A 17,157-nucleotide genomic window follows, 5' to 3' on the forward strand; every position below is an offset into this window, starting at 1 on the left:
GTGTTTCGCGCCGTCGACGAACGGTCAGCCCATCTCGAGCTTTAGCTTCAGCGCCTGGGCCAGCGCCTGGGCGCGGCGCGTGGTCTGTTCGCCCAGCAGCATGTCCTCCCAGGCCGCAAGCGCGGTGAGCGACAGGCGGTCGCCCCGGATCGTCACGGCGGACTTCTCCAGCAGCCGCGCGTTGCGGGCGGACAGGTCGCAGGCGAGCCGGATCGCCGCCCCGATGGCCCGCGCGCGTTGCCGCCGCTCCGGCGTCAGCACCCGGCCGACCGCCGAGGCGTCCGGCGGCTGCGGCGCGGCGGAATGGCGGGCGAAGGCGACATTGGCGAGGAAGGCGCGCTCGGCATGGGTCATGTCGGCAAGCGGCGCGCGCAGCACCTGTTCGAAGGCCAGGTCGGCGCGATGGTCCGGGTGAAGGAAGGCGCCGAGGTCGGCCAGCCGGCAGGCCGCCGCCAGCAGCACGCCGTCACGACCGTCGAACAGCTGGGGCAGCGCCTCGAACAGCGGCCCGATCCAGGCCTCGATCGCCTGACCCAGCCCCGGCGCTACGCCGCGATGGGCCACCAGCGCCTCGCAACCCTCGATCAGCGGGTTGAGCTGGCGAACCTCGGGCGGCATGGCCTCCAGCAGCAGGCCCTCCCGCACGCCGTAGGCCGAGATCACGATCTTTTCGATCCCCAGCCGCTCGATCAGCCGGTCCAGCACCGCCGCGGCATAGGGCAGGGTGTCGAAGCGCTTCTTGGACAGGCCCTCGATGCCCTCGAGCGACGAGCGGGACTGCCGCTGGACGAACCGGGCCAGATCCAGGGCGTCGGCGCCGCCGATCTCGTACTGGTGCGCCACGTGCAGGGGGTATTTGACGAGCTGCATGTGCAGCAGGGCCAGGTTCCGCCAGGCGCCGCCCACCGCATGGAACTCCGGGCTCGAATAGCGGCTGGCCAGCGGCGCCAGCCGGTCGTCGATCAGCCGCCGCGTGCGCTCCAGGTTCATGGGCTTCGGCGCGCCGAGCGCGAAGGGCCCCAGCGGCAGGGTGACGCCCTCGATGTTGTTGAACCCGTTCAGGCGCACCAGTTCCAGGCTGGAGCCGCCGAGATCCCCGACCACACCTTGCGCGTCGGGCTGGCCGCAGACGACGCCCAGGGCGGCGTAGCGGGCCTCCTCCTCGCCGGTGAGCACCCGGACTTCCAGGCCGGTCTCGTCCATCACCCGCTTGAGGAAGGCCTTGCCGTCGGCGGCCTCGCGCACCGCCGCCGTGGCGCAGGCGGTCACTTCCTCGGCGCGCCAGCCTTCGAGCAGGGCCCGGAACCGGCGCAGCGCGCCGACGGCCGCCTCCACGCCGTCTGGGGACAGACGGCGGGTGCTGGTCAGGTCCTTGCCGAGGCCCGCCACGACCTTCTCGTTGTAGATGGTCCAGAGCGCACGGCCGTCGACCCGGTAGATGACCAGGCGCACGGAGTTGGATCCGACGTCGATGACGGCCGCCTGGCGGCCATCGGCGCGCCCGGAGCTATCCCCGCGAGGCCACATTTTCGATCGCGCGCGGCATGTCCTTCACTTTCTGCCCGCGACCGGAGAGGCTGGGATTGGTCATGAAATACTCGTGCGCCGAAAAGGCGTTCGGGTGGTCCCAGGCAGGATCACGCCTATAGCGGCCGTCGGCGTCGAGGGTCCAGCTTTGCGCTTCGTCTTTCAGGTTCGCCACCATGATCTGTTGCAGAACCTGCTGGTGCACCGTGGGGTTCTCGATCGGCGTCATCACCTCGACGCGGCGGTCGAGGTTGCGCGGCATCCAGTCGGCCGAGGACATGTAGAGCCGCGCGTGCTGCGAGGGCATGGGATGGCCGTTGGCGAAGGCAACGATCCGCCCGTGCTCCAGGTATCGGCCGACGATCGACTTCACCCGGATGTTGTCGGACAGGCCCGGCACGCCCGGCCGTAGGCAGCAGATGCCGCGGATCACCAGGTCGATCGGCACGCCGGCCTGGCTGGCCGCGTAAAGCCCGTCGATGATCTCCGGATCCACCAGCGAGTTCATCTTGGCCCAGATGGCCGCGGGCTTGCCCGCCTGGGCATTGGCCGCCTCCTGGCCGATCAGCCGCAGAAGATCCCGCTTCATGGTGACCGGCGAGAACGACAGGCGCTCCAGGCCCACCGGCTGGGCGTAGCCGGTGATGAAGTTGAACAGCTTGGCCGAGTCCCGTCCGTAGGGCGGGTCGGTCGTGAACAACGACAGGTCCGTATAGATGCGCGCCGTGATCGGGTGATAGTTGCCGGTCCCGAAGTGGCAGTAGCTGCGCAGCGTCTCGCCTTCCTTGCGGACCACGGTCGAGAGCTTGGCGTGGGTCTTGTACTCGATGAAGCCATAGACCACGTGCACGCCGGCCCGCTCCAGGTCGCGGGCCCACTTCAGGTTGGCCTCCTCGTCGAACCGCGCCTTGATCTCGATGAGGGCGGTGACGTTCTTGCCGTTCTCGGCCGCCTCGATCAGCGCCGCGACGATCGGGCTGTCCTTGGACGTGCGATAGAGCGTCTGTTTGATGGCGAGAACGTTGGGGTCTCGCGCCGCCTGACGGAGGAACTGGACCACCACGTCGAAGCTCTCGAACGGGTGGTGGACCAGGATGTCCTTCTCGCGGATCGCGGCGAAGCAGTCGCCACCGTGGTCCCGGATCCGCTCGGGGAAGCGCGGCTCGAAGGGCTTGAACTTCAGGTCCGGCCGGTCCTTGGGGATGAGCTGGGTCAGCTCGTCCAGGCCCAGCAGGCCATCCATGACGATGATGTCTTCGGGATTGGCGTGCAGGCTGGCCGAGATGAAGCCGCGCAACTCCTCGGGCGTGGACGCTTCCAGCTCGACCCGCACCACCGAACCCAGGCGCCGCTGCTTCAGGCGCGCCTCGAACTCACGCACCAGGTCCTCGGCCTCTTCCTCGATCTCCACGTCGGAGTCGCGGATCAGCCGGAAGACGCCCTGTTCCTCGATCTCGCAGCCGGGGAACAGGTGGTCCAGGAAGAGCGTAACCATGCTCTCCAGCGAGATCACCCGCCGCTGCTGCTTGCGCCGGGTCGAGGGCCTCCCGGGCGCCACGTCCCAGAACCGCGCCACCTGGGCGGGCAGGGGAGCCAGGGCATAGAGCTGCCGGCCGTCCGATATCCGCCGGATCTTCAGCACCAGCGAGAAGGCCAGGTTCGGGATGAACGGGAACGGGTGCGCCGGGTCGATCGCCAGGGGGGTCAGCACCGGGAACAGCTCAGTCAGGAACCGTTCCTCCAGCCCCGCCCGCTCGGCGGGCGTCACCTCAGAGGCGGAGACGTAGCGCAGGCCTTCGCCCGCCAGTTCGGCGCAGAGTTCGCGCCAGCGGGTCTGCTGGTCGCCCATCAGGTCGGCGGCGACCTCGTTGACCCGCAGCAGCTGTTCGGCCGCGGTCAGGCCGTCCTGGCTCACCGCCCGCACGCCCTCGCGCACCTGCGCCTTCAGGCCCGCCACCCGGACCATGTAGAACTCGTCGAGGTTGTTCGCGCTGATCGCCAGGAACCGCAGCCGTTCCAGCAGCGGGTGGCGGGGGTTCATGCTCTCGGCGAGCACCCGGCGATTGAACGCCAACCACGAGAGCTCGCGGTTGAAGAAGCGGGCCGGGCTCCCCTTGAGATCCTCGATCGCTGCCGCGGCCGCCTCGGCGGGCGCCGGGCTCGGGGCGCTCATCGGTGCGACATCGTTCGGCGGAGACATCCTGATTCCCTGAGTGCGTCAGACGCTGCGCAAGCGTGCGCGGGAAAGGTTAAGGTCCTCATTGCGGCCGTCTGAAGACGGCCAGAACGGTTTGATCCTGCGGAACGCCTTCAGCGCTGCATTGGCTGCCTCCAGCACCCGGTCTTCTTCGCCGGTCAGCCGACCCACTTCCAGCCCGGCGGCAAAGGCGAGCTCACCCGACCGCCGGCCGACCGCCCGCATGGCGACGGCCCGCGCCACCGCCATGTCATTCAGCTCGCCCATCTGATCCTGCAGCGCCTTCAGGGCGGCGACGAACCGCTGGCGGCGCTTGGGGTGGCGCGGAAACGCCTCGCCGAAGAACGCGGCGGCATAGCGCAGCTTCTTGGCCTGCTTGCGCAGGTCGTGACGCGCCTCGGCGTCGAGCTTAAGGAACCGGCGCGACCTGCGCCTGAGCCGCCGGTCCAGCTTGGCCAGCACCGGCGCCGCCAGGTCGGCGGCCAGGCCCTCGCGCAGGGCGCGCTGCTCGTCGTTGGCCAGTCGCCGCCACCCGCCGACCTCGATCCATTCGGCCAGGGTCAGCAGAAGCGTCCGGAAGCGCTCGGACCGCACCGCCGCCAGGGCCCGCTCGTAGGCCTCGGCCTGGGCGATGCGCAGGGCGCGGAAGAAGGCCGCCCGTCCCGGGCTCTCGTCGATCTCGTCCGGTGTCGCGGCCCGCTGCAGGAAGACGTCGATGTCCCGGGCCTCGGCCAGCTCTCCGGCCAGCCAGCGGGTCTCCGCGCGCGCCGTGTTCAGCCCCTCGGCGTCCAGCATCGCCTTGAACACCGACAGCGCCGCACGCAGCCGGCGCAACCCGACCCGCATCTGGTGCAGGACGTCGGGGTTGTGCGCCCGCTGCAGCAGCCGGGCGTTGCCAGCGATCTGGACCAGCGCCTCCCGGGCGACCTGCTGGAACGCTTCCTCGCCGGTGGTGTCCGGCAGCACCGCGGACGCCTGGGCCCTCAGGGCGGCGACCCCGTCGTGGCCGGCGAGGCGATAGCCGCGCTCGGCCTTGCTTTCGAAGGCCAGGGTAAGGGCCGCCTTGGCCTGGAGATCCCGGGCCAGATCGAACAGGTCCTGCGGCGCGCCGGCCAGCAGTTCCAGCTCCATCTCCGCGATCGGTTCCTGGCGCTCGCCGGCCACGATCAGGCCGGTATCAAACACCACTTCTATACAGGTCGCCCCCCGGTTCCATACGTGGGTCCGCCGCTCGACCTCGACGGTGAACGCAGCGGAGAGGGGCTGGTCCGCGATGGCCGCCAGGGCCGGCGTTCCCTCCAGCGCCGCGAGGTCCAGGTCCGGCCCCGCCGTCTCGATTTCCCACTCGTCCCGCTGAAACAGGTCGCCGCCCGAGCGATGCTTCAGTGTCTGCACGAAGCTGTTGCTCTTGCGTCTCACCCGCAGGCTGAACCCCCCGTCGCGGAGCGCATGATTTGGCGTATCGAAATAGATGGCGTGGAGCTGTGCGACACTGCCCTCGGCGAGGGGAAAAGCCTCCCCCTGCAGCGCCTCGACGGCGCCGGCGCCGAGCTGGAACTTGAGCTCCAGCTCCGGGGCGGCCTTGACCGGTTTCCGCGCAAGCATGCGGCGGGCCTCGGAAACGTGGCCAGCGCGCCACGCGGGCCACCAGTGCAGGAAAACAAATCGTCTTGTCTATCGCGCAGGAAAATATTCTGCGGCGATCAACCTTCCAGGATCTGGCGGGCCAGGACGCGCGTCACAGGCCGGAACCCCTCGTCCCCCGCCTCGTCCAGCCGCCGCACCACCTCGGCCGCATCCGGGATCGACCGGCCCATCCGGGCCAGGAGGTACGGATAGACCGCCTCCGGCGGGCGGATGTTGCGGTCCCGGAAGAAGCGCCGCAGCACCCCCTCCAGCACGTCGTCGTCGGGCGGTTCGATCTCGGCAACGGGCAGGGCGTTCAGCCGCGAGCGCAGGTCGGGCAGGGCCGTCGGCCACGTGGCGGGCAGGGTGCGGGCCGTCAGCAGCAGCCCGCCGCCGTCGCCCCGCGCGGCGAGGTTGATCAGATGGAACAGGCCCTCGGTGGAGACCCTGCGGTCGGCGTCCTCCAGCAGGACCGGTCGGCCCGCCGCCGCCATCACGTCCGGGCTCCCGGGATCGAAGACCAGAGCGCCCGCCGCCTCGGCCCAGGCCCGGGCCAGATGGCTCTTTCCGGCGCCCTTGGGCCCGATGAGCGCCAGGCATCCGTCGCGCCAGGCCGGCCAAGCCTGTACCGCCGCCACCGCGTCGGCGTTCGACGGACCGCGCGCGAAGTCGTCGAACGACGGAGGCGCCTCGCGCCCCAGGCTCAGCCGAAGCTGCCGCGCCATGGGTGTTGTCGGTTGGTTGCGGTCACGCCGCCGAACTTAAGCCCCCAGACCGGCAGGCGCCACCGCTTGCGGCGCGTCGTCCCCAGGTCAGGCGCGGTTGTCCAGGCCCTTGAGCTCGCGCGCCGAGGCCAGCGTCCAGCCGTCGGGCTTCAGAAGCTCGATCGGGCTGAAGCGCACCTTGTAGTCCATCTTCTCGGATCCCCGGACCCAGTAGCCGAGGTAGACGTAGGGCAGGCTGGTGAGCCCCGCCTGGATCACATGGTCCAGGATCACGAACGAGCCGAGGCTGCGGCGCGAGAGCGTCGGGTCGTAGAAGCTGTAGACCAGCGACAGGCCGTCGCTCATCAGGTCGACCAGTGCGCAGGCGATCAGGTCCCCCGGGCCACCGTCCTTCGAGCGGATGCGGTATTCGATGATGTGGGTGCGGACCGCGGTGTCCTCGACCATGGCGACATAGTCGGGCCAGGTCATCTCGGCCATGCCGCCGTCCGCGTGCCGGGCCAGCAGGTAGCGGCGAAGCAGGTCGAACTGCTCCATCGTCGCCTCGGCCTCAACCAGGTGGCGTTCGACATCGTCGTTGCGGGCCAGGATCTTCCGCTCGGAACGGGAGAAGACGTAGTCGGCCGCCGGAAGCCGCGCCGAGACGCAGGCCGAGCAGGCCTCGCAGGCCGGGCGATAGGCGATGTTCTGGGACCGACGGAAACCCACCTGGGTCAGGCTGTCGTTGACCGTGGCGCCGTCCGAGAGGGGCAGGTGCGCAAAGACCTTCCGTTCGAACCGCTCGGGCAGGTACGGACACGGCGACGGCGCAGTCAGGAAGAACCGGAGCTGTCGGGTCGGGAAGTGCTGCGTCACGGACCGGATGTCGCTTTCGAAACAGAACGCCTGCAGGGATTAGGCGTCATGCCGCGGCCGTACGCAAGGCGTCCTTTAGAAGCCCGGGTTGGCCGGCAGCACGGGGGCCTCACGCAACAACACGATGGCGATGCGACGGTTGCCCGGCAGCATCGGATCGTCGGGGTAGAGCGGCTCCGAGCTCGCCTTGCCAGAGACCTGGTACACGCGGTCGCCTTCGACCCCCGCACCTTGCAGGACCCCGCGGGATGCGTCGGCGCGGGCCGCCGAGAGCTGCCAGTCGCTGGCGGGCCGCACGCCGCCGGCGCTGGCGCTGGTGTGCCCATAGATGCTGATGCGGTTCGGCAGCTGGTTGATGACCTTGGAGATCGCGCGCAGCAGCAGCTTGGCCCGGTCGTTCGGCTGGGCCGAGCCCTGGTTGAACATCGACCGGCCTTCCTGGTCCACGAGCTGGATCCGCAGGCCCTCGGGCGTCTCGTCGATGATGATGTTCTTGGACAGCTCGGCCAGTTCCGGCATCGACTGCAGCGCCTGGCGCAGGGACTGCGCGGCCGAGGCGAACATGGCCTCCTCGCGCTGCTGCTCGGCCTGCATCTGGGCCGCGGCGGCCGCCTCTTCCGGGGTCTGCCGCTTGGCGCCTTCCTTGGAGTCGCCGTCGTTCGGGTTGGTGGAGGATGGCGCCATTTCCTCGAGCACGTCATTGGAGCCCGCGCTCTTGGAGCCGTCCTTGCCGAGCGCCGCGCCGCCCAGGATGCCGCCCGCGCCGGACATCGTCTGCGAGACGCTGGCGGGCGCGAAATAATCGGCGATGCCGCGCTTCTGCTCCGGGCTGGTCGTGTTGATCAGCCACATCAGCAGGAAGAAGGCCATCATGGCGGTCACGAAGTCGGCATACGCGACCTTCCAGGCGCCGCCGTGGTGGCCGCCCCCGCCGCCCTTCTTGACCTTCTTGATTACGATTGGCTGATCGCCGACCGCCATGGTTCACCCGGCTTAACGCTGATTCCCGAGCAAACTGCGGTGGGCGCGTTAAGATGACGTTTCGCCGGGTGCGTACGGGAGGGAACCTTGGGGATTGTGCTGGAGACCGAGCGGCTGATCCTGCGCGACGTGGAGGCGACGGATGCGCCATTCATCCTGGAACTTCTGAATTCGCCGGGCTTCCTGGAGAACATCGGCGACCGGGGCGTGCGCACCGAAGACGAGGCTCGCGCCTACATCGTCGAGCGGATCATCGGCAGCTACCGCGAGCACGGGTTCGGCATGTGGCTGACGGTCCAGCGACTGGACGACACCCCCGTGGGCCTGGCCGGCCTGGTGCGGCGCGAGGGGCTGGACATGCCGGACGTGGGCTACGCCTTCGCCCCGCGCGCCTGGGGCCGGGGCTATGCGCAGGAGGCCGCGGGCGCCGTGCTGGCCCACGCCCGGGGGGCGCTTGGCATCCCGCAGCTGGCTGCGATCACCAGCCTGGAGAACTTCGCTTCCATGGCGGTGCTGCGGAAGATCGGCTTCACCTACCAAGGCGTGATCCAGCTGCCCGGCATTGAGCGCGAGAGCACCTACTTCACGGCCGGATAGCGGCCCTGCGAAACGGCTTCGCGTCCGCCACGGCAAGGCTCTAGGCCTTGACCGGGCGCAAGGAGGGGGCGGCATGCAGACACGGTTCGTGGAGGCCAACGGCTTCCGGTTCGCGGTGGACGAGGCGGGGGAGGGCGATCATCTGGCCCTGTGCCTGCACGGCTTCCCCGAGAGCCGGTTTTCCTGGCGCCATCAGTTGCCCATGCTGGCCGAGATGGGCTACCGCGCCTGGGCGCCAGACCTGCGCGGCTACGGCGAGACCGAGCCCAAGCCCCGGGACGTGTCGTCCTACCTGATCGACCGGCTGATGGAGGACGTGGCCGCCCTGATCGACGCCAGCGGGGCCAAGACCGTCACCCTGATCGGCCATGACTGGGGCGCGGGCCTGGCCTGGACCTTCGCCGCCAACGCCCCGCGGCCGCTGGAGCGGCTGGTCATCATGAACGTGCCGCACCCGGCCGTGATGGCGGCGCATCTGCGCAAGTCGTGGGCCCAGCTCAAGAAGAGCTGGTACATGTTCTTCTTCCAGCTGCCGGGCGTGCCCGAGTGGGTCACCACGGCGAACGATGGCCGCGCCGTGCGCCGTGCGTTCTACGACATGGCGATCGACAAGACCCACTTCACGCCCGACGTGCTGGACCGCTACGCCAGGGACGCCCGGCGCCCCGGCGCCATGACCGGCATGATCAACTGGTATCGGGCCGCGTTTCGCCTGCAGGGCAAGCTGGCCGGGCCCTGGCCGGTGATCGAGACGCCCACGCTGATCGTCTGGGGCGAGGAGGACGCGGCTCTTGGGGTCGAGTTGCTGGAGGGCACGGACGCGCACGTTCGCGACCTGACCATCCAGCGCCTGCCCGGCGTCTCCCACTGGGTGCAGCAGGAGGCCCCGGAAAAGGTCAATCCCATCCTGAAGGCCTGGCTGTCGGCGCCACGCTGAGCACCGGCAGGATCCGGTCGGCCAGCAGCGGCGCGATCGGAACCGCGGGAGGCTCGCCCGGATGGATCCAGAGCTGTTCCTCGATCTCGGCCCCTATGGCGATTTCGCCCACGATTTCGACGCAGTAGGCCGAAGACCTCACCGTCGCGCCGGGCTCGTTGGCCGCCGGCGCCTCGAAGCGTCCCAGAACGCCGGCGGCGACAAGCCGGACGCCGAGCTCCTCGCGCAGCTCGCGGGCCAGGGCGGCCAGATCGTCCTCGCCCGGCTCACGCTTGCCGCCGGGCAGCATGAACCGCGTCGTGCCGCGCTTGCGCACGGTCAGGACCCGTCCGGCGGTATCGCGGATGACAGCACCGACCACCTCGACGATCATGCGCCCAAGACCTTCCACAGAGAGGCGATATGGGACGGACGACGCGGGTGCTGGCTGAGGGCATATATTTCGGCGAAGGGCCGCGCTGGCGTGATGGCCGGCTGTGGTTCAGCGACTTCTACGCCCACGCGGTAAAGTCCGTGTCGCTGGACGGCGACCTGCGCACCGAGTTCGAGATCGACGACCAGCCTTCGGGCCTCGGTTGGATGCCGGACGGCTCGATGCTGATCGTGTCCATGACCAAGCGGCGCGTGCTGCGCCGCCGGCCGGACGGCTGGATCGGCGTCCACGCGGAGTTGGGCCAGTTCGCGACCTTCCATTGCAACGACATGGTCGTCGATTCCGCCGGCGGGGCCTACGTCGGCAACTTCGGCTTCGACCTGGACGCGGAGATCCGCGCGCGCGGCGTCGAGAGCGTCCTGGCCGGTCATCCGACGGCGAAGCTGATTTACGTCGCGCCCGACGGCGCCGTCTCGGTGGCGGCCGCAGACATGCACTTCCCCAACGGCCCGGTGATCACGCCGGACGGCAAGACGCTGATTGTGGGCGAGACGCTGGCCGGTGTGCTGACGGCCTTCGACATCGGGCTGGGCGGCGCCCTCGCCAACCGCCGCGTCTGGGCCTCGTGCCAGCCCGCCGTGCCTGACGGCATCTGCCTGGACGCGGACGGCGCGATCTGGGTCGCCAATCCCATCGCCCCGCAGTGTCTCCGCATCGCGAAGGGTGGGGAGGTTCTGGAGGTGATCGACACCGGCCAGCCCTGCTACGCCTGCATGCTGGGCGGCGACGATGGCCGAACCCTCTTCATGGTGACGGCGGCCAGCTCGGACCACGAGGCGGCGGCCAAGGCGGCGACGGGCAAGATCCTCGTGGCGACCGTCGACACGGGGCGGGCGGGCCTCCCCTAGGGATTTTTCCGGATCTCCATCGTCGCGATCAACCCGTCGCGGAAGCTGTAGGTGTGGATGACCACCTGATCCGAGAGCGTCACCCCGTCGCGATCGCACACGACCTGCCGCACACTCGCGGCCAGCCGTCCGTCCGGGAGCGCTTCGAAGGCCTCCGGCGTGACGGTCGGATCGATCTCCGCCCATTGGCGACGCCAGTACTCGCCCACGGCCTCGCGACCCCGGACGACGCCGCCTTCCCAGCCGTTCGGCCAAGCGACATCGGGGGCCATGGCCGCAAGCACGGCCTCCACCTGGCGCGCGTTGAAGGCCGCGTACATCCGCTCCAGGACCGCCTCGCGGCCCACGCTCATGCGCCGAGCAACCTCGCCGCCCGGGGCGCGAAGTAGGTGATCACCCCGGCCGCCCCGGCGCGCTTGAAGCCACCCAGGCTTTCCAGGATCGAGCGCTCCTCGTCCAGCCAGCCGTTCTGGGCCGCAGCCATGATCATGGCGTACTCGCCGGAGACCTGGAACGCGTAGGTCGGCATCGCGAACGCGTCGACCACCTGGCGGACGATGTCGAGGTAAGGCATCCCCGGCTTCACCATCACCATGTCCGCGCCCTCGGCGATGTCGAGGGCCACCTCGCGCAGGGCCTCGGCGTGGTTGGCCGAGTCCATCTGGTAGGTCTTCTTGTCGCCGGGATTGTCCACGGACCCCGTGCCCAGCTTTCCCGAGCCGATGGCGTCGCGGTAGGGGCCGTAGAAGGCCGAGGCGTACTTGGCGGCGTAGGACATGATCATCACGTCCTGCAGACCCTCGGATTCCAGGGCGGCGCGGATGGCGCCGACCCGGCCGTCCATCATGTCGCTGGGCGCGAGGATGTCGCAGCCGGCCTTGGCCTGCGCCAGGGCCTGCTTCACCAGAGCCTCGATGGTGGCGTCGTTGACGATGCGGCCGTTCTCCAACAGGCCGTCGTGGCCGTGGTCGGTGAAGGGGTCGAGGGCCACGTCGCACATGATCCCGACCTCGGGAGCGGCGTCCTTCATGGCCTTCACGGCGCTGGCGACAAGGCCGTTGGGGTCGTGCGCCAGCCTGCCGGTCGCGTCCTTCTTGGCGCCGTCGATGTGCGGGAAGACGGCGATGGCGGGAATGCCCAGCGCCTGGGCCTCCTTGGCCGCGGCCGCCGCATCCTTCACCGACAGGCGGCTGATCCCCGGCATCGAGGCCACGGGAACCGTTCCTTCGCCCTCGTGGACCACCATCGACCAGATCAGGTCGTTGGGCGTCAGCACCGTCTCGCGCACCAACCGCCGGATCCAGTCGGCCTGGCGCAGGCGACGCATGCGAAGGGCGGGGTAGGCGGCGAGGGGAGCTCTGGTCATGGCGCGGGGGTTTGCACCCGCGACGCCCGTCGGCGCAAGGCCTAGCAGCGATGGAAGACGTGGCAGCGGATGCCGGAGTAGCCAGACATGCCGGGCGCCTCGCGATAGCGTCGGCCCGCCTCGTTGTGGCGCGCCTCGCGGGCGAACTCACCCTTGGCGTTCTCAGGATCGTTGGCGCGAGTCACGCTCCTCGCGATCTCGTCTACCTTGCGGCAGGCCAGGCTCTCTCGCTTCGGATCGCGTAGCGGATCGCAGGGCAAGAACGCCTCGAGATCTGGCTCGCCGCCGGCGCCAGCCCGCGGCGTCGTCCTGTTCACCACCCACCGCGGGTCGATGGCCGCACCAGGGGGTGTCGGCGTCACGGGAGCGGTGTCGAGTGTCGCGGCCCGCCGTGGGGCGGCAGTCAGCTCTGGAGTGTCGCTCGAAGCGCGGGCGGCGGCCGGCCTGGACGAGGCCCGAGGCTTCGTCTTCGTGGCTGGCGGGACACGCACCAGCTGGACGTCCACGATGGGTGGATCGGTTTTCCAATCGGCCGCGGCGCGTTTCAGGGCGAACCAGCCGAGCACCACCACATGCAGCGCCGCCGACAGCAGCAACGCCAGGCCCCAGCCCGGCCGGCGTCCCCTCGCAAGTCGCGCCGATCCCGCCAGGGTCGCCATGTCCACGTTCTCCCAACCTAAAGTGGAGCTTGGGAAAACGACCCTCGTGTGGCGCTGCTGCGGCGCACGATTGACACCCCGCACGCCGCGCGCGACTCCGCGGGCCATGGACTTCAACCTCACCGAAGACCAGCGCGCCATCGAGGACGCCGCCCGCGCCTTCGCTGCCGCCGAGCTGGCGCCCCACTCCGCGCGCTGGGACGAAGAGAAGACGCTTCCCGTCGACGTGCTGCGCGCCGCCGCCGAACTTGGCTTCGCCGGCCTCTACGTCCGCGAGGACGTGGGCGGCTCGGCGCTCTCGCGCCTCGACGCCTCCATCGTCTTTGAGCAGCTGAGCTACGGGGACGTGTCGGTCGCCGCCTTCATCTCGATCCACAACATGGCCGCGTGGATGATCGACCGGTTCGGGTCAGAGGACCTGCGCCGCCGCTACCTGCCGCGCCTGACGACTATGGAGCTGATCGCCTCCTACGCCCTGACCGAGCCGGGCTCGGGATCTGACGCGGCGGCCATGAAGACCACGGCGGTGAAGGACGGCGACCGCTACGTGCTGAACGGCTCGAAGGCCTTCATTTCCGGCGCCGGGACATCCGACGTCTACGTGGTCATGGCGCGGACCGGCGGGGAGGGCGCCAAGGGGGTCTCGGCCTTCGTGGTCGAGAAGGGGACGCCCGGCCTGTCGTTCGGCGCCCAGGAGCGGAAGATGGGCTGGAACGCCCAGCCGACCGCCCAGGTGAACTTCGACGACTGCCGGGTCCCGGAGGCCAACCGGATCGGCAATGAGGGCGAAGGCTTCAAGTTCGCCATGGCCGGCCTGGACGGCGGACGGATCAATATCGCCTCGTGCTCGCTTGGGGGCGCCGGTCTCGCCCTCGACACGGCCAAGGCGTACCTGGAGACCCGCAAGCAGTTCGGGCAGCCTCTGGCCGCGTTCCAGGGCCTGCAGTGGCGCCTCGCCGACATGGCCACGGAGCTGGACGCGGCTCGCCTGATGGTGCGCCGCGCGGCCCACGCCCTGGACCAGAAGAACCCCAAGGCCACGCAGTACTGCGCCATGGCCAAGCGCTTCGCCACCGACGCCGGCTTCGAGGTCGCCAACCAGGCGCTGCAGCTGCACGGCGGCTATGGATACCTGCGCGACTATCCGCTGGAGCGGATCGTGCGCGACCTGCGGGTCCACCAGATCCTCGAAGGCACCAACGAGATCATGCGCGTCATCACCGCGCGGGAGCTGTTCCGGGCATGAGCGAACCCGACGTCATCACGCGCATCGAAGGCCGGGTCGGCCGGATCACCCTGAACCGACCCCAGGCGCTTCACGCCCTAACCACCGACATGTGCCGGCGGATGACCGAGGCCCTGCTGGCGTGGCGCGAGGATCCGGCGGTCGACCTAGTCCTGATCGACCATTCCGGTGAGCGCGGCTTCTGCGCCGGCGGCGACATCCGCATGCTGGCCGAGAGTGGCGCGAGCGACGGCAAGCTGGCCCGCGAGTTCTTCTTCGTCGAGTACCGGCTGAACCATTTGCTGTTCAACTATCCCAAGCCGCGCGTGGCGATCATGGACGGCGTCACCATGGGCGGCGGCGTCGGCCTCTCGCGGCCCTGCCGTTTCCGCGTGGCCACGGAACGGACCACGTTCGCGATGCCCGAGACCGGGATCGGCCTGTTTCCGGACGTCGGCGGCGGCTGGTACCTCAGCCGGATGCCCGACCACCTGGGCTTGTGGCTGGCGTTGACGGGCGCGCGGATCAAGGCGGCGGACTGCGAGCTGCTGCAGCTCGCCACCGACTATGTGGAGAGCGCGAGGATCCCCGAGCTCAAAGCGGCCATCGTCGCGGAGCCCGAGCGCACCGAGGCGCTGCTGACCGAGTTCGAGGGCGACGCCGGGCGGCCGGCGCTGGCCCAGCATCAGGACGAGATCGCGCGCCTGTTCGCCGGCGAAAGCGTCGAGGCGATCATCGCGGCTCTGGAGACGGCCGGCACCGACTGGTCGCGCGAGCAGCTGAAGGTGCTGGCCACCAAGTCGCCCCAGACGATGAAGGTCGCCTTCCGCCAGCTCCAGCTTGGCGCGAAAGCGAAGGACTTCGCCCAGAACATGGCCATGGAGTACCGGATCGGCGCCCGCGTCGTTCAGCGCCACGACTTCCTGGAGGGGGTCCGTGCGGTGATCGTCGACAAGGACAACGCGCCGAAATGGGACCCGCCGACGCCGTACGCCGTGGACGAGGCGACGCTGGACGCCATTTTCGCCCCGCTCCCTTCCGATGAGGAGTGGTCGCCTCTACCTTGACCGGAGGCGGCTTCAGACCGGCCGCGGGAGGAACATTCACATGAAGACCAGGCTTCTACTGGCCGCCGCAGCGGCGCTCGCCCTGTCGTCCGGGCTGGCCCACGCCGCGCCGTCGGCCGCCGTCACCGCCGCTGTCGCCGACAAGGGTCGGCCCGAAGCCGACGTCAAGCGCGACGCCGACCGCAAGCCCGCCGAGATGCTGGAGTTCGCCGGCGTGAAGCCGGGCGACAAGGTGGCCGACTTCATCCCCGGCGGCGGCTACTTCACCCGCGTCTTCGCCAAGGCCGTGGGGCCGAACGGCAAGGTGTTCGCCGTGACCAACCCGCCGGCCCCGAACGCGACGGCGCCCGCGCCGATCCTGGCGGTGGCCGCGGACCCGCAGTACGGCAACATCACCGTCGTCTCCACCGGCATCGCCAGCTTCCAGCTCCCCGAACAGGTGGACGTGTTCTGGACCTCCCAGAACTATCACGACCTCTACCTGACCCGGTTCAATCTCGACGTGCCGGCGGCCGTGAAGACGATCTACGACAGCGTAAAGCCGGGCGGGGTCTTCATCGTGCTCGACCACGTTGCGACGCCGGGCGCGGACGTTGTCCCGACGGCGAACACCCTGCACCGGATCGATCCGGCGGCCGTGCGCAAGACGGTCGAAGCGGCCGGCTTCAAGTTCGAAGGCGAGAGCAAGGTCCTGGCAAATCCGGCCGACGACCACACCAAGGGCGTGTTCGACGCCTCGCTCCGCGGTCGCACCGACCAGTTCGTCTACAAGTTCCGCAAGCCCAAGTAATCCATGAGGACTCCATGACCCGCGTCGCGTTCATCGGCCTAGGCAACATGGGCGGCGGAATGGCCGCCAACCAGGCGAAGGCGGGGCGCGAGGTCATGGCCTTCGACCTCTCGGCGACGGCTCTGGACAAGGCCGCCGCCGCCGGCTGCGCCCGGGCGCCCTCCGCGGCCGAGGCGGTAAAGGACGCCGACGCCGTGATCACCATGCTGCCGGCCGGGCCGCACGTGCGCCAGGTCTACGCCGAGCAGATCCTGCCGAACGCGCCCAGGTCGGCGCTGCTGATCGATTCCTCTACCATCGACGTCGAGAGCGCCCGCGCGGTCGCGGCTGAGGCCAAGGCCGCCGGGTTCCGCTTTGCCGACGCGCCGGTGTCAGGCGGTACGGCGGCGGCCGACGCAGGGTCCCTGGCCTTCATGGTCGGCTGCGACGAGGCCGACTTCGCCGAGGTCGAGGCGATGATCGCGCCCATGTCGCGGGCCACCATCCGCGCCGGCGACCACGGGGCGGGGCAGGCGGCCAAGATCTGCAACAACATGGTCCTCGGCATCTCGATGATCGGGGTGTGCGAGGCCTTCGCCCTGGCCGAGAAGCTGGGCCTGGAGGGCGAGCGGTTCTTCGAGATCGCGTCCAAGTCCTCCGGCCAGTGCTGGAGCCTGACCAGCTACTGCCCGTTCCCGGGGCCGGTGCCCGCCGCGCCATCGAATCGCAACTACGAGGGCGGGTTCGCCACGGCCATGATGCTGAAGGACCTGAAGCTGGCCCAGGAGGCGGCCGCGAAGGCCGGCGCGGCGACGCCGCTGGGCGCGACCGCCGAGGGTCTCTACGCGCTGTTCGATCGCCTGGGCGGCGGGAGCAAGGACTTCTCGGCGATTCTCGAGATGCTTAGGGGGAACGCGCCGTCGCGAGCCTGATCTCGCCAAGGCCCCGCTGCACGAGAATGAGAAGCGTTCGCCGAGCCCGTCGTCGCGTGTCTCGGCGGACGTCTGCGGCCACTCACGAATTCTGCAGAACCGGTCACGAAAGTTGCAGGCCCTGCGACCTTTGATTTTATGGACAACGCGAAATCGCGGCGCCAAAAGGCGGACGTATTTCAGGGGCCGGGCACAGCGCGCTCTCAAGAACGCGCACCGGGAACAAGTCGATGGATTACAGGGAAACCTTCCGCAGTGCTCTGGACCGGGTTCGGTCTGAGGGGCGCTATCGTGTGTTTGCGGACCTGAAGCGTCATCGCGGCGAGTTTCCGCGGGCGACGTGGACGAAGGGTGACGGGACGAGCCAGGACGTGACGGTCTGGTGTTCGAACGACTACCTGGGCCAGGGACAG

At 69.5% G+C, this 17,157-nt stretch carries 17 protein-coding genes and 1 pseudogene; 8 read left to right on the top strand and 10 right to left on the bottom strand.

All coding sequences use genetic code 11. The features are described from left to right. Window positions 1-24: 24 nt before the first annotated feature. The 6 genes from A2790_RS08360 to A2790_RS08385 form a co-directional block, all read right to left on the bottom strand. Window positions 25-1,527, bottom strand: coding sequence for a Ppx/GppA phosphatase family protein (locus A2790_RS08360; protein WP_293389860.1), 1,503 nt, complete (start codon window positions 1,525-1,527; stop codon window positions 25-27). Beyond that, the gene (locus tag A2790_RS08365; RefSeq protein ID WP_293389863.1) at window positions 1,508-3,700 is read right to left on the bottom strand and encodes an RNA degradosome polyphosphate kinase; all 2,193 of its coding nucleotides are present in this window, start codon (window positions 3,698-3,700) and stop codon (window positions 1,508-1,510) included. The genes A2790_RS08360 and A2790_RS08365 overlap by 20 nt, the downstream gene beginning before the upstream one ends. A 45-nt stretch (window positions 3,701-3,745) precedes the next feature. Beyond that, window positions 3,746-5,329 (bottom strand): CYTH and CHAD domain-containing protein, encoded by a 1,584-nt coding sequence (locus tag A2790_RS08370; RefSeq protein ID WP_293389866.1) that lies wholly within the window; start codon window positions 5,327-5,329, stop codon window positions 3,746-3,748. Between the two features lie 98 nt (window positions 5,330-5,427). Then, window positions 5,428-6,075: a chromosomal replication initiator DnaA gene (locus A2790_RS08375; protein WP_293389869.1), complete on the bottom strand. Its 648-nt coding sequence runs from the start codon at window positions 6,073-6,075 to the stop codon at window positions 5,428-5,430. A gap of 87 nt (window positions 6,076-6,162) precedes the next feature. Beyond that, the gene (locus A2790_RS08380) at window positions 6,163-6,930 is read right to left on the bottom strand and encodes an arginyltransferase (RefSeq protein ID WP_293389872.1); all 768 of its coding nucleotides are present in this window, start codon (window positions 6,928-6,930) and stop codon (window positions 6,163-6,165) included. 75 nt (window positions 6,931-7,005) lie between these two features. Continuing rightward, complete coding sequence (locus A2790_RS08385) at window positions 7,006-7,911, bottom strand: flagellar motor protein MotB (RefSeq protein ID WP_293389874.1); 906 nt, start codon at window positions 7,909-7,911, stop codon at window positions 7,006-7,008. Between the two features lie 96 nt (window positions 7,912-8,007). Here A2790_RS08385 and A2790_RS08390 point away from each other — a divergent pair, with 96 nt between their 5' ends. Next, on the top strand, window positions 8,008-8,508 hold the full coding sequence (locus A2790_RS08390) for a GNAT family N-acetyltransferase (protein WP_293389909.1): 501 nt from the start codon (window positions 8,008-8,010) through the stop codon (window positions 8,506-8,508). A 73-nt stretch (window positions 8,509-8,581) separates the two neighbouring features. Then, the gene (locus A2790_RS08395; RefSeq protein ID WP_293389877.1) at window positions 8,582-9,445 is read left to right on the top strand and encodes an alpha/beta hydrolase; all 864 of its coding nucleotides are present in this window, start codon (window positions 8,582-8,584) and stop codon (window positions 9,443-9,445) included. Here A2790_RS08395 and A2790_RS08400 read toward each other — a convergent pair. Beyond that, window positions 9,405-9,818: an NUDIX domain-containing protein gene (locus A2790_RS08400; RefSeq protein WP_293389880.1), complete on the bottom strand. Its 414-nt coding sequence runs from the start codon at window positions 9,816-9,818 to the stop codon at window positions 9,405-9,407. The genes A2790_RS08395 and A2790_RS08400 overlap by 41 nt on opposite strands. 29 nt (window positions 9,819-9,847) lie before the next feature. On the opposite strand from A2790_RS08400, the gene A2790_RS08405 reads away from it, so the two are divergent. After that, on the top strand, window positions 9,848-10,726 hold the full coding sequence (locus A2790_RS08405) for an SMP-30/gluconolactonase/LRE family protein (protein WP_293389883.1): 879 nt from the start codon (window positions 9,848-9,850) through the stop codon (window positions 10,724-10,726). Here the strand turns inward: A2790_RS08405 and A2790_RS08410 are convergent. Genes A2790_RS08410 through A2790_RS08420 form a run of 3 tightly spaced genes read right to left on the bottom strand, consistent with a single transcriptional unit; the run spans window position 10,723 to window position 12,751 of the window. Continuing rightward, window positions 10,723-11,079 carry a nuclear transport factor 2 family protein gene (locus tag A2790_RS08410; protein ID WP_293389885.1) on the bottom strand — a complete coding sequence of 119 codons (357 nt, stop codon included), beginning with the start codon at window positions 11,077-11,079 and terminating at the stop codon, window positions 10,723-10,725. The two genes, A2790_RS08405 and A2790_RS08410, sit on opposite strands and share 4 nt — an antisense overlap. Beyond that, window positions 11,076-12,092: a porphobilinogen synthase gene (gene hemB, locus A2790_RS08415; RefSeq protein ID WP_293389888.1), complete on the bottom strand. Its 1,017-nt coding sequence runs from the start codon at window positions 12,090-12,092 to the stop codon at window positions 11,076-11,078. The genes A2790_RS08410 and hemB overlap by 4 nt, the downstream gene beginning before the upstream one ends. A 41-nt stretch (window positions 12,093-12,133) precedes the next feature. Further along, on the bottom strand, window positions 12,134-12,751 hold the full coding sequence (locus A2790_RS08420) for a hypothetical protein (RefSeq protein WP_293389891.1): 618 nt from the start codon (window positions 12,749-12,751) through the stop codon (window positions 12,134-12,136). Between the two features lie 106 nt (window positions 12,752-12,857). Between A2790_RS08420 and A2790_RS08425 the strand changes: the two genes are divergently transcribed. The 5 genes and pseudogenes from A2790_RS08425 to A2790_RS08445 form a co-directional block, all read left to right on the top strand. After that, window positions 12,858-13,997: an isobutyryl-CoA dehydrogenase gene (locus A2790_RS08425; RefSeq protein WP_293389894.1), complete on the top strand. Its 1,140-nt coding sequence runs from the start codon at window positions 12,858-12,860 to the stop codon at window positions 13,995-13,997. After that, window positions 13,994-15,043, top strand: a complete 1,050-nt coding sequence (locus A2790_RS08430; RefSeq protein WP_293389897.1) for an enoyl-CoA hydratase/isomerase family protein — start codon at window positions 13,994-13,996, stop codon at window positions 15,041-15,043. The genes A2790_RS08425 and A2790_RS08430 overlap by 4 nt, the downstream gene beginning before the upstream one ends. 40 nt (window positions 15,044-15,083) lie before the next feature. After that, complete coding sequence (locus tag A2790_RS08435) at window positions 15,084-15,833, top strand: methyltransferase (protein WP_293389900.1); 750 nt, start codon at window positions 15,084-15,086, stop codon at window positions 15,831-15,833. Between the two features lie 14 nt (window positions 15,834-15,847). Beyond that, window positions 15,848-16,744 carry a 3-hydroxyisobutyrate dehydrogenase gene (gene mmsB, locus A2790_RS08440; RefSeq protein WP_293389903.1) on the top strand — a complete coding sequence of 299 codons (897 nt, stop codon included), beginning with the start codon at window positions 15,848-15,850 and terminating at the stop codon, window positions 16,742-16,744. A gap of 230 nt (window positions 16,745-16,974) precedes the next feature. Further along, window positions 16,975-17,157, top strand: a pseudogene (locus A2790_RS08445) (5-aminolevulinate synthase); the annotation flags it as partial.

The sequence above is a fragment of the Phenylobacterium sp. RIFCSPHIGHO2_01_FULL_69_31 genome, from assembly GCF_001824475.1.
Lineage (GTDB): Bacteria > Pseudomonadota > Alphaproteobacteria > Caulobacterales > Caulobacteraceae > Phenylobacterium.

Bases quoted from the DNA above. Each gene is read 5' to 3' on its own strand.
- A2790_RS08360 (WP_293389860.1), bottom strand. From the start codon at position 1,527: ATGTGGCCTCGCGGGGATAGCTCCGGGCGCGCCGATGGCCGCCAGGCG.
- A2790_RS08365 (WP_293389863.1), bottom strand. From the start codon at position 3,700: ATGAGCGCCCCGAGCCCGGCGCCCGCCGAGGCGGCCGCGGCAGCGATC.
- A2790_RS08370 (WP_293389866.1), bottom strand. From the start codon at position 5,329: ATGCTTGCGCGGAAACCGGTCAAGGCCGCCCCGGAGCTGGAGCTCAAG.
- A2790_RS08375 (WP_293389869.1), bottom strand. From the start codon at position 6,075: ATGGCGCGGCAGCTTCGGCTGAGCCTGGGGCGCGAGGCGCCTCCGTCG.
- A2790_RS08385 (WP_293389874.1), bottom strand. From the start codon at position 7,911: ATGGCGGTCGGCGATCAGCCAATCGTAATCAAGAAGGTCAAGAAGGGC.
- A2790_RS08395 (WP_293389877.1), top strand. From the start codon at position 8,582: ATGCAGACACGGTTCGTGGAGGCCAACGGCTTCCGGTTCGCGGTGGAC.
- A2790_RS08400 (WP_293389880.1), bottom strand. From the start codon at position 9,818: ATGATCGTCGAGGTGGTCGGTGCTGTCATCCGCGATACCGCCGGACGG.
- A2790_RS08405 (WP_293389883.1), top strand. From the start codon at position 9,848: ATGGGACGGACGACGCGGGTGCTGGCTGAGGGCATATATTTCGGCGAA.
- A2790_RS08410 (WP_293389885.1), bottom strand. From the start codon at position 11,079: ATGAGCGTGGGCCGCGAGGCGGTCCTGGAGCGGATGTACGCGGCCTTC.
- hemB (WP_293389888.1), bottom strand. From the start codon at position 12,092: ATGACCAGAGCTCCCCTCGCCGCCTACCCCGCCCTTCGCATGCGTCGC.
- A2790_RS08420 (WP_293389891.1), bottom strand. From the start codon at position 12,751: ATGGCGACCCTGGCGGGATCGGCGCGACTTGCGAGGGGACGCCGGCCG.
- A2790_RS08425 (WP_293389894.1), top strand. From the start codon at position 12,858: ATGGACTTCAACCTCACCGAAGACCAGCGCGCCATCGAGGACGCCGCC.
- A2790_RS08430 (WP_293389897.1), top strand. From the start codon at position 13,994: ATGAGCGAACCCGACGTCATCACGCGCATCGAAGGCCGGGTCGGCCGG.
- A2790_RS08435 (WP_293389900.1), top strand. From the start codon at position 15,084: ATGAAGACCAGGCTTCTACTGGCCGCCGCAGCGGCGCTCGCCCTGTCG.
- mmsB (WP_293389903.1), top strand. From the start codon at position 15,848: ATGACCCGCGTCGCGTTCATCGGCCTAGGCAACATGGGCGGCGGAATG.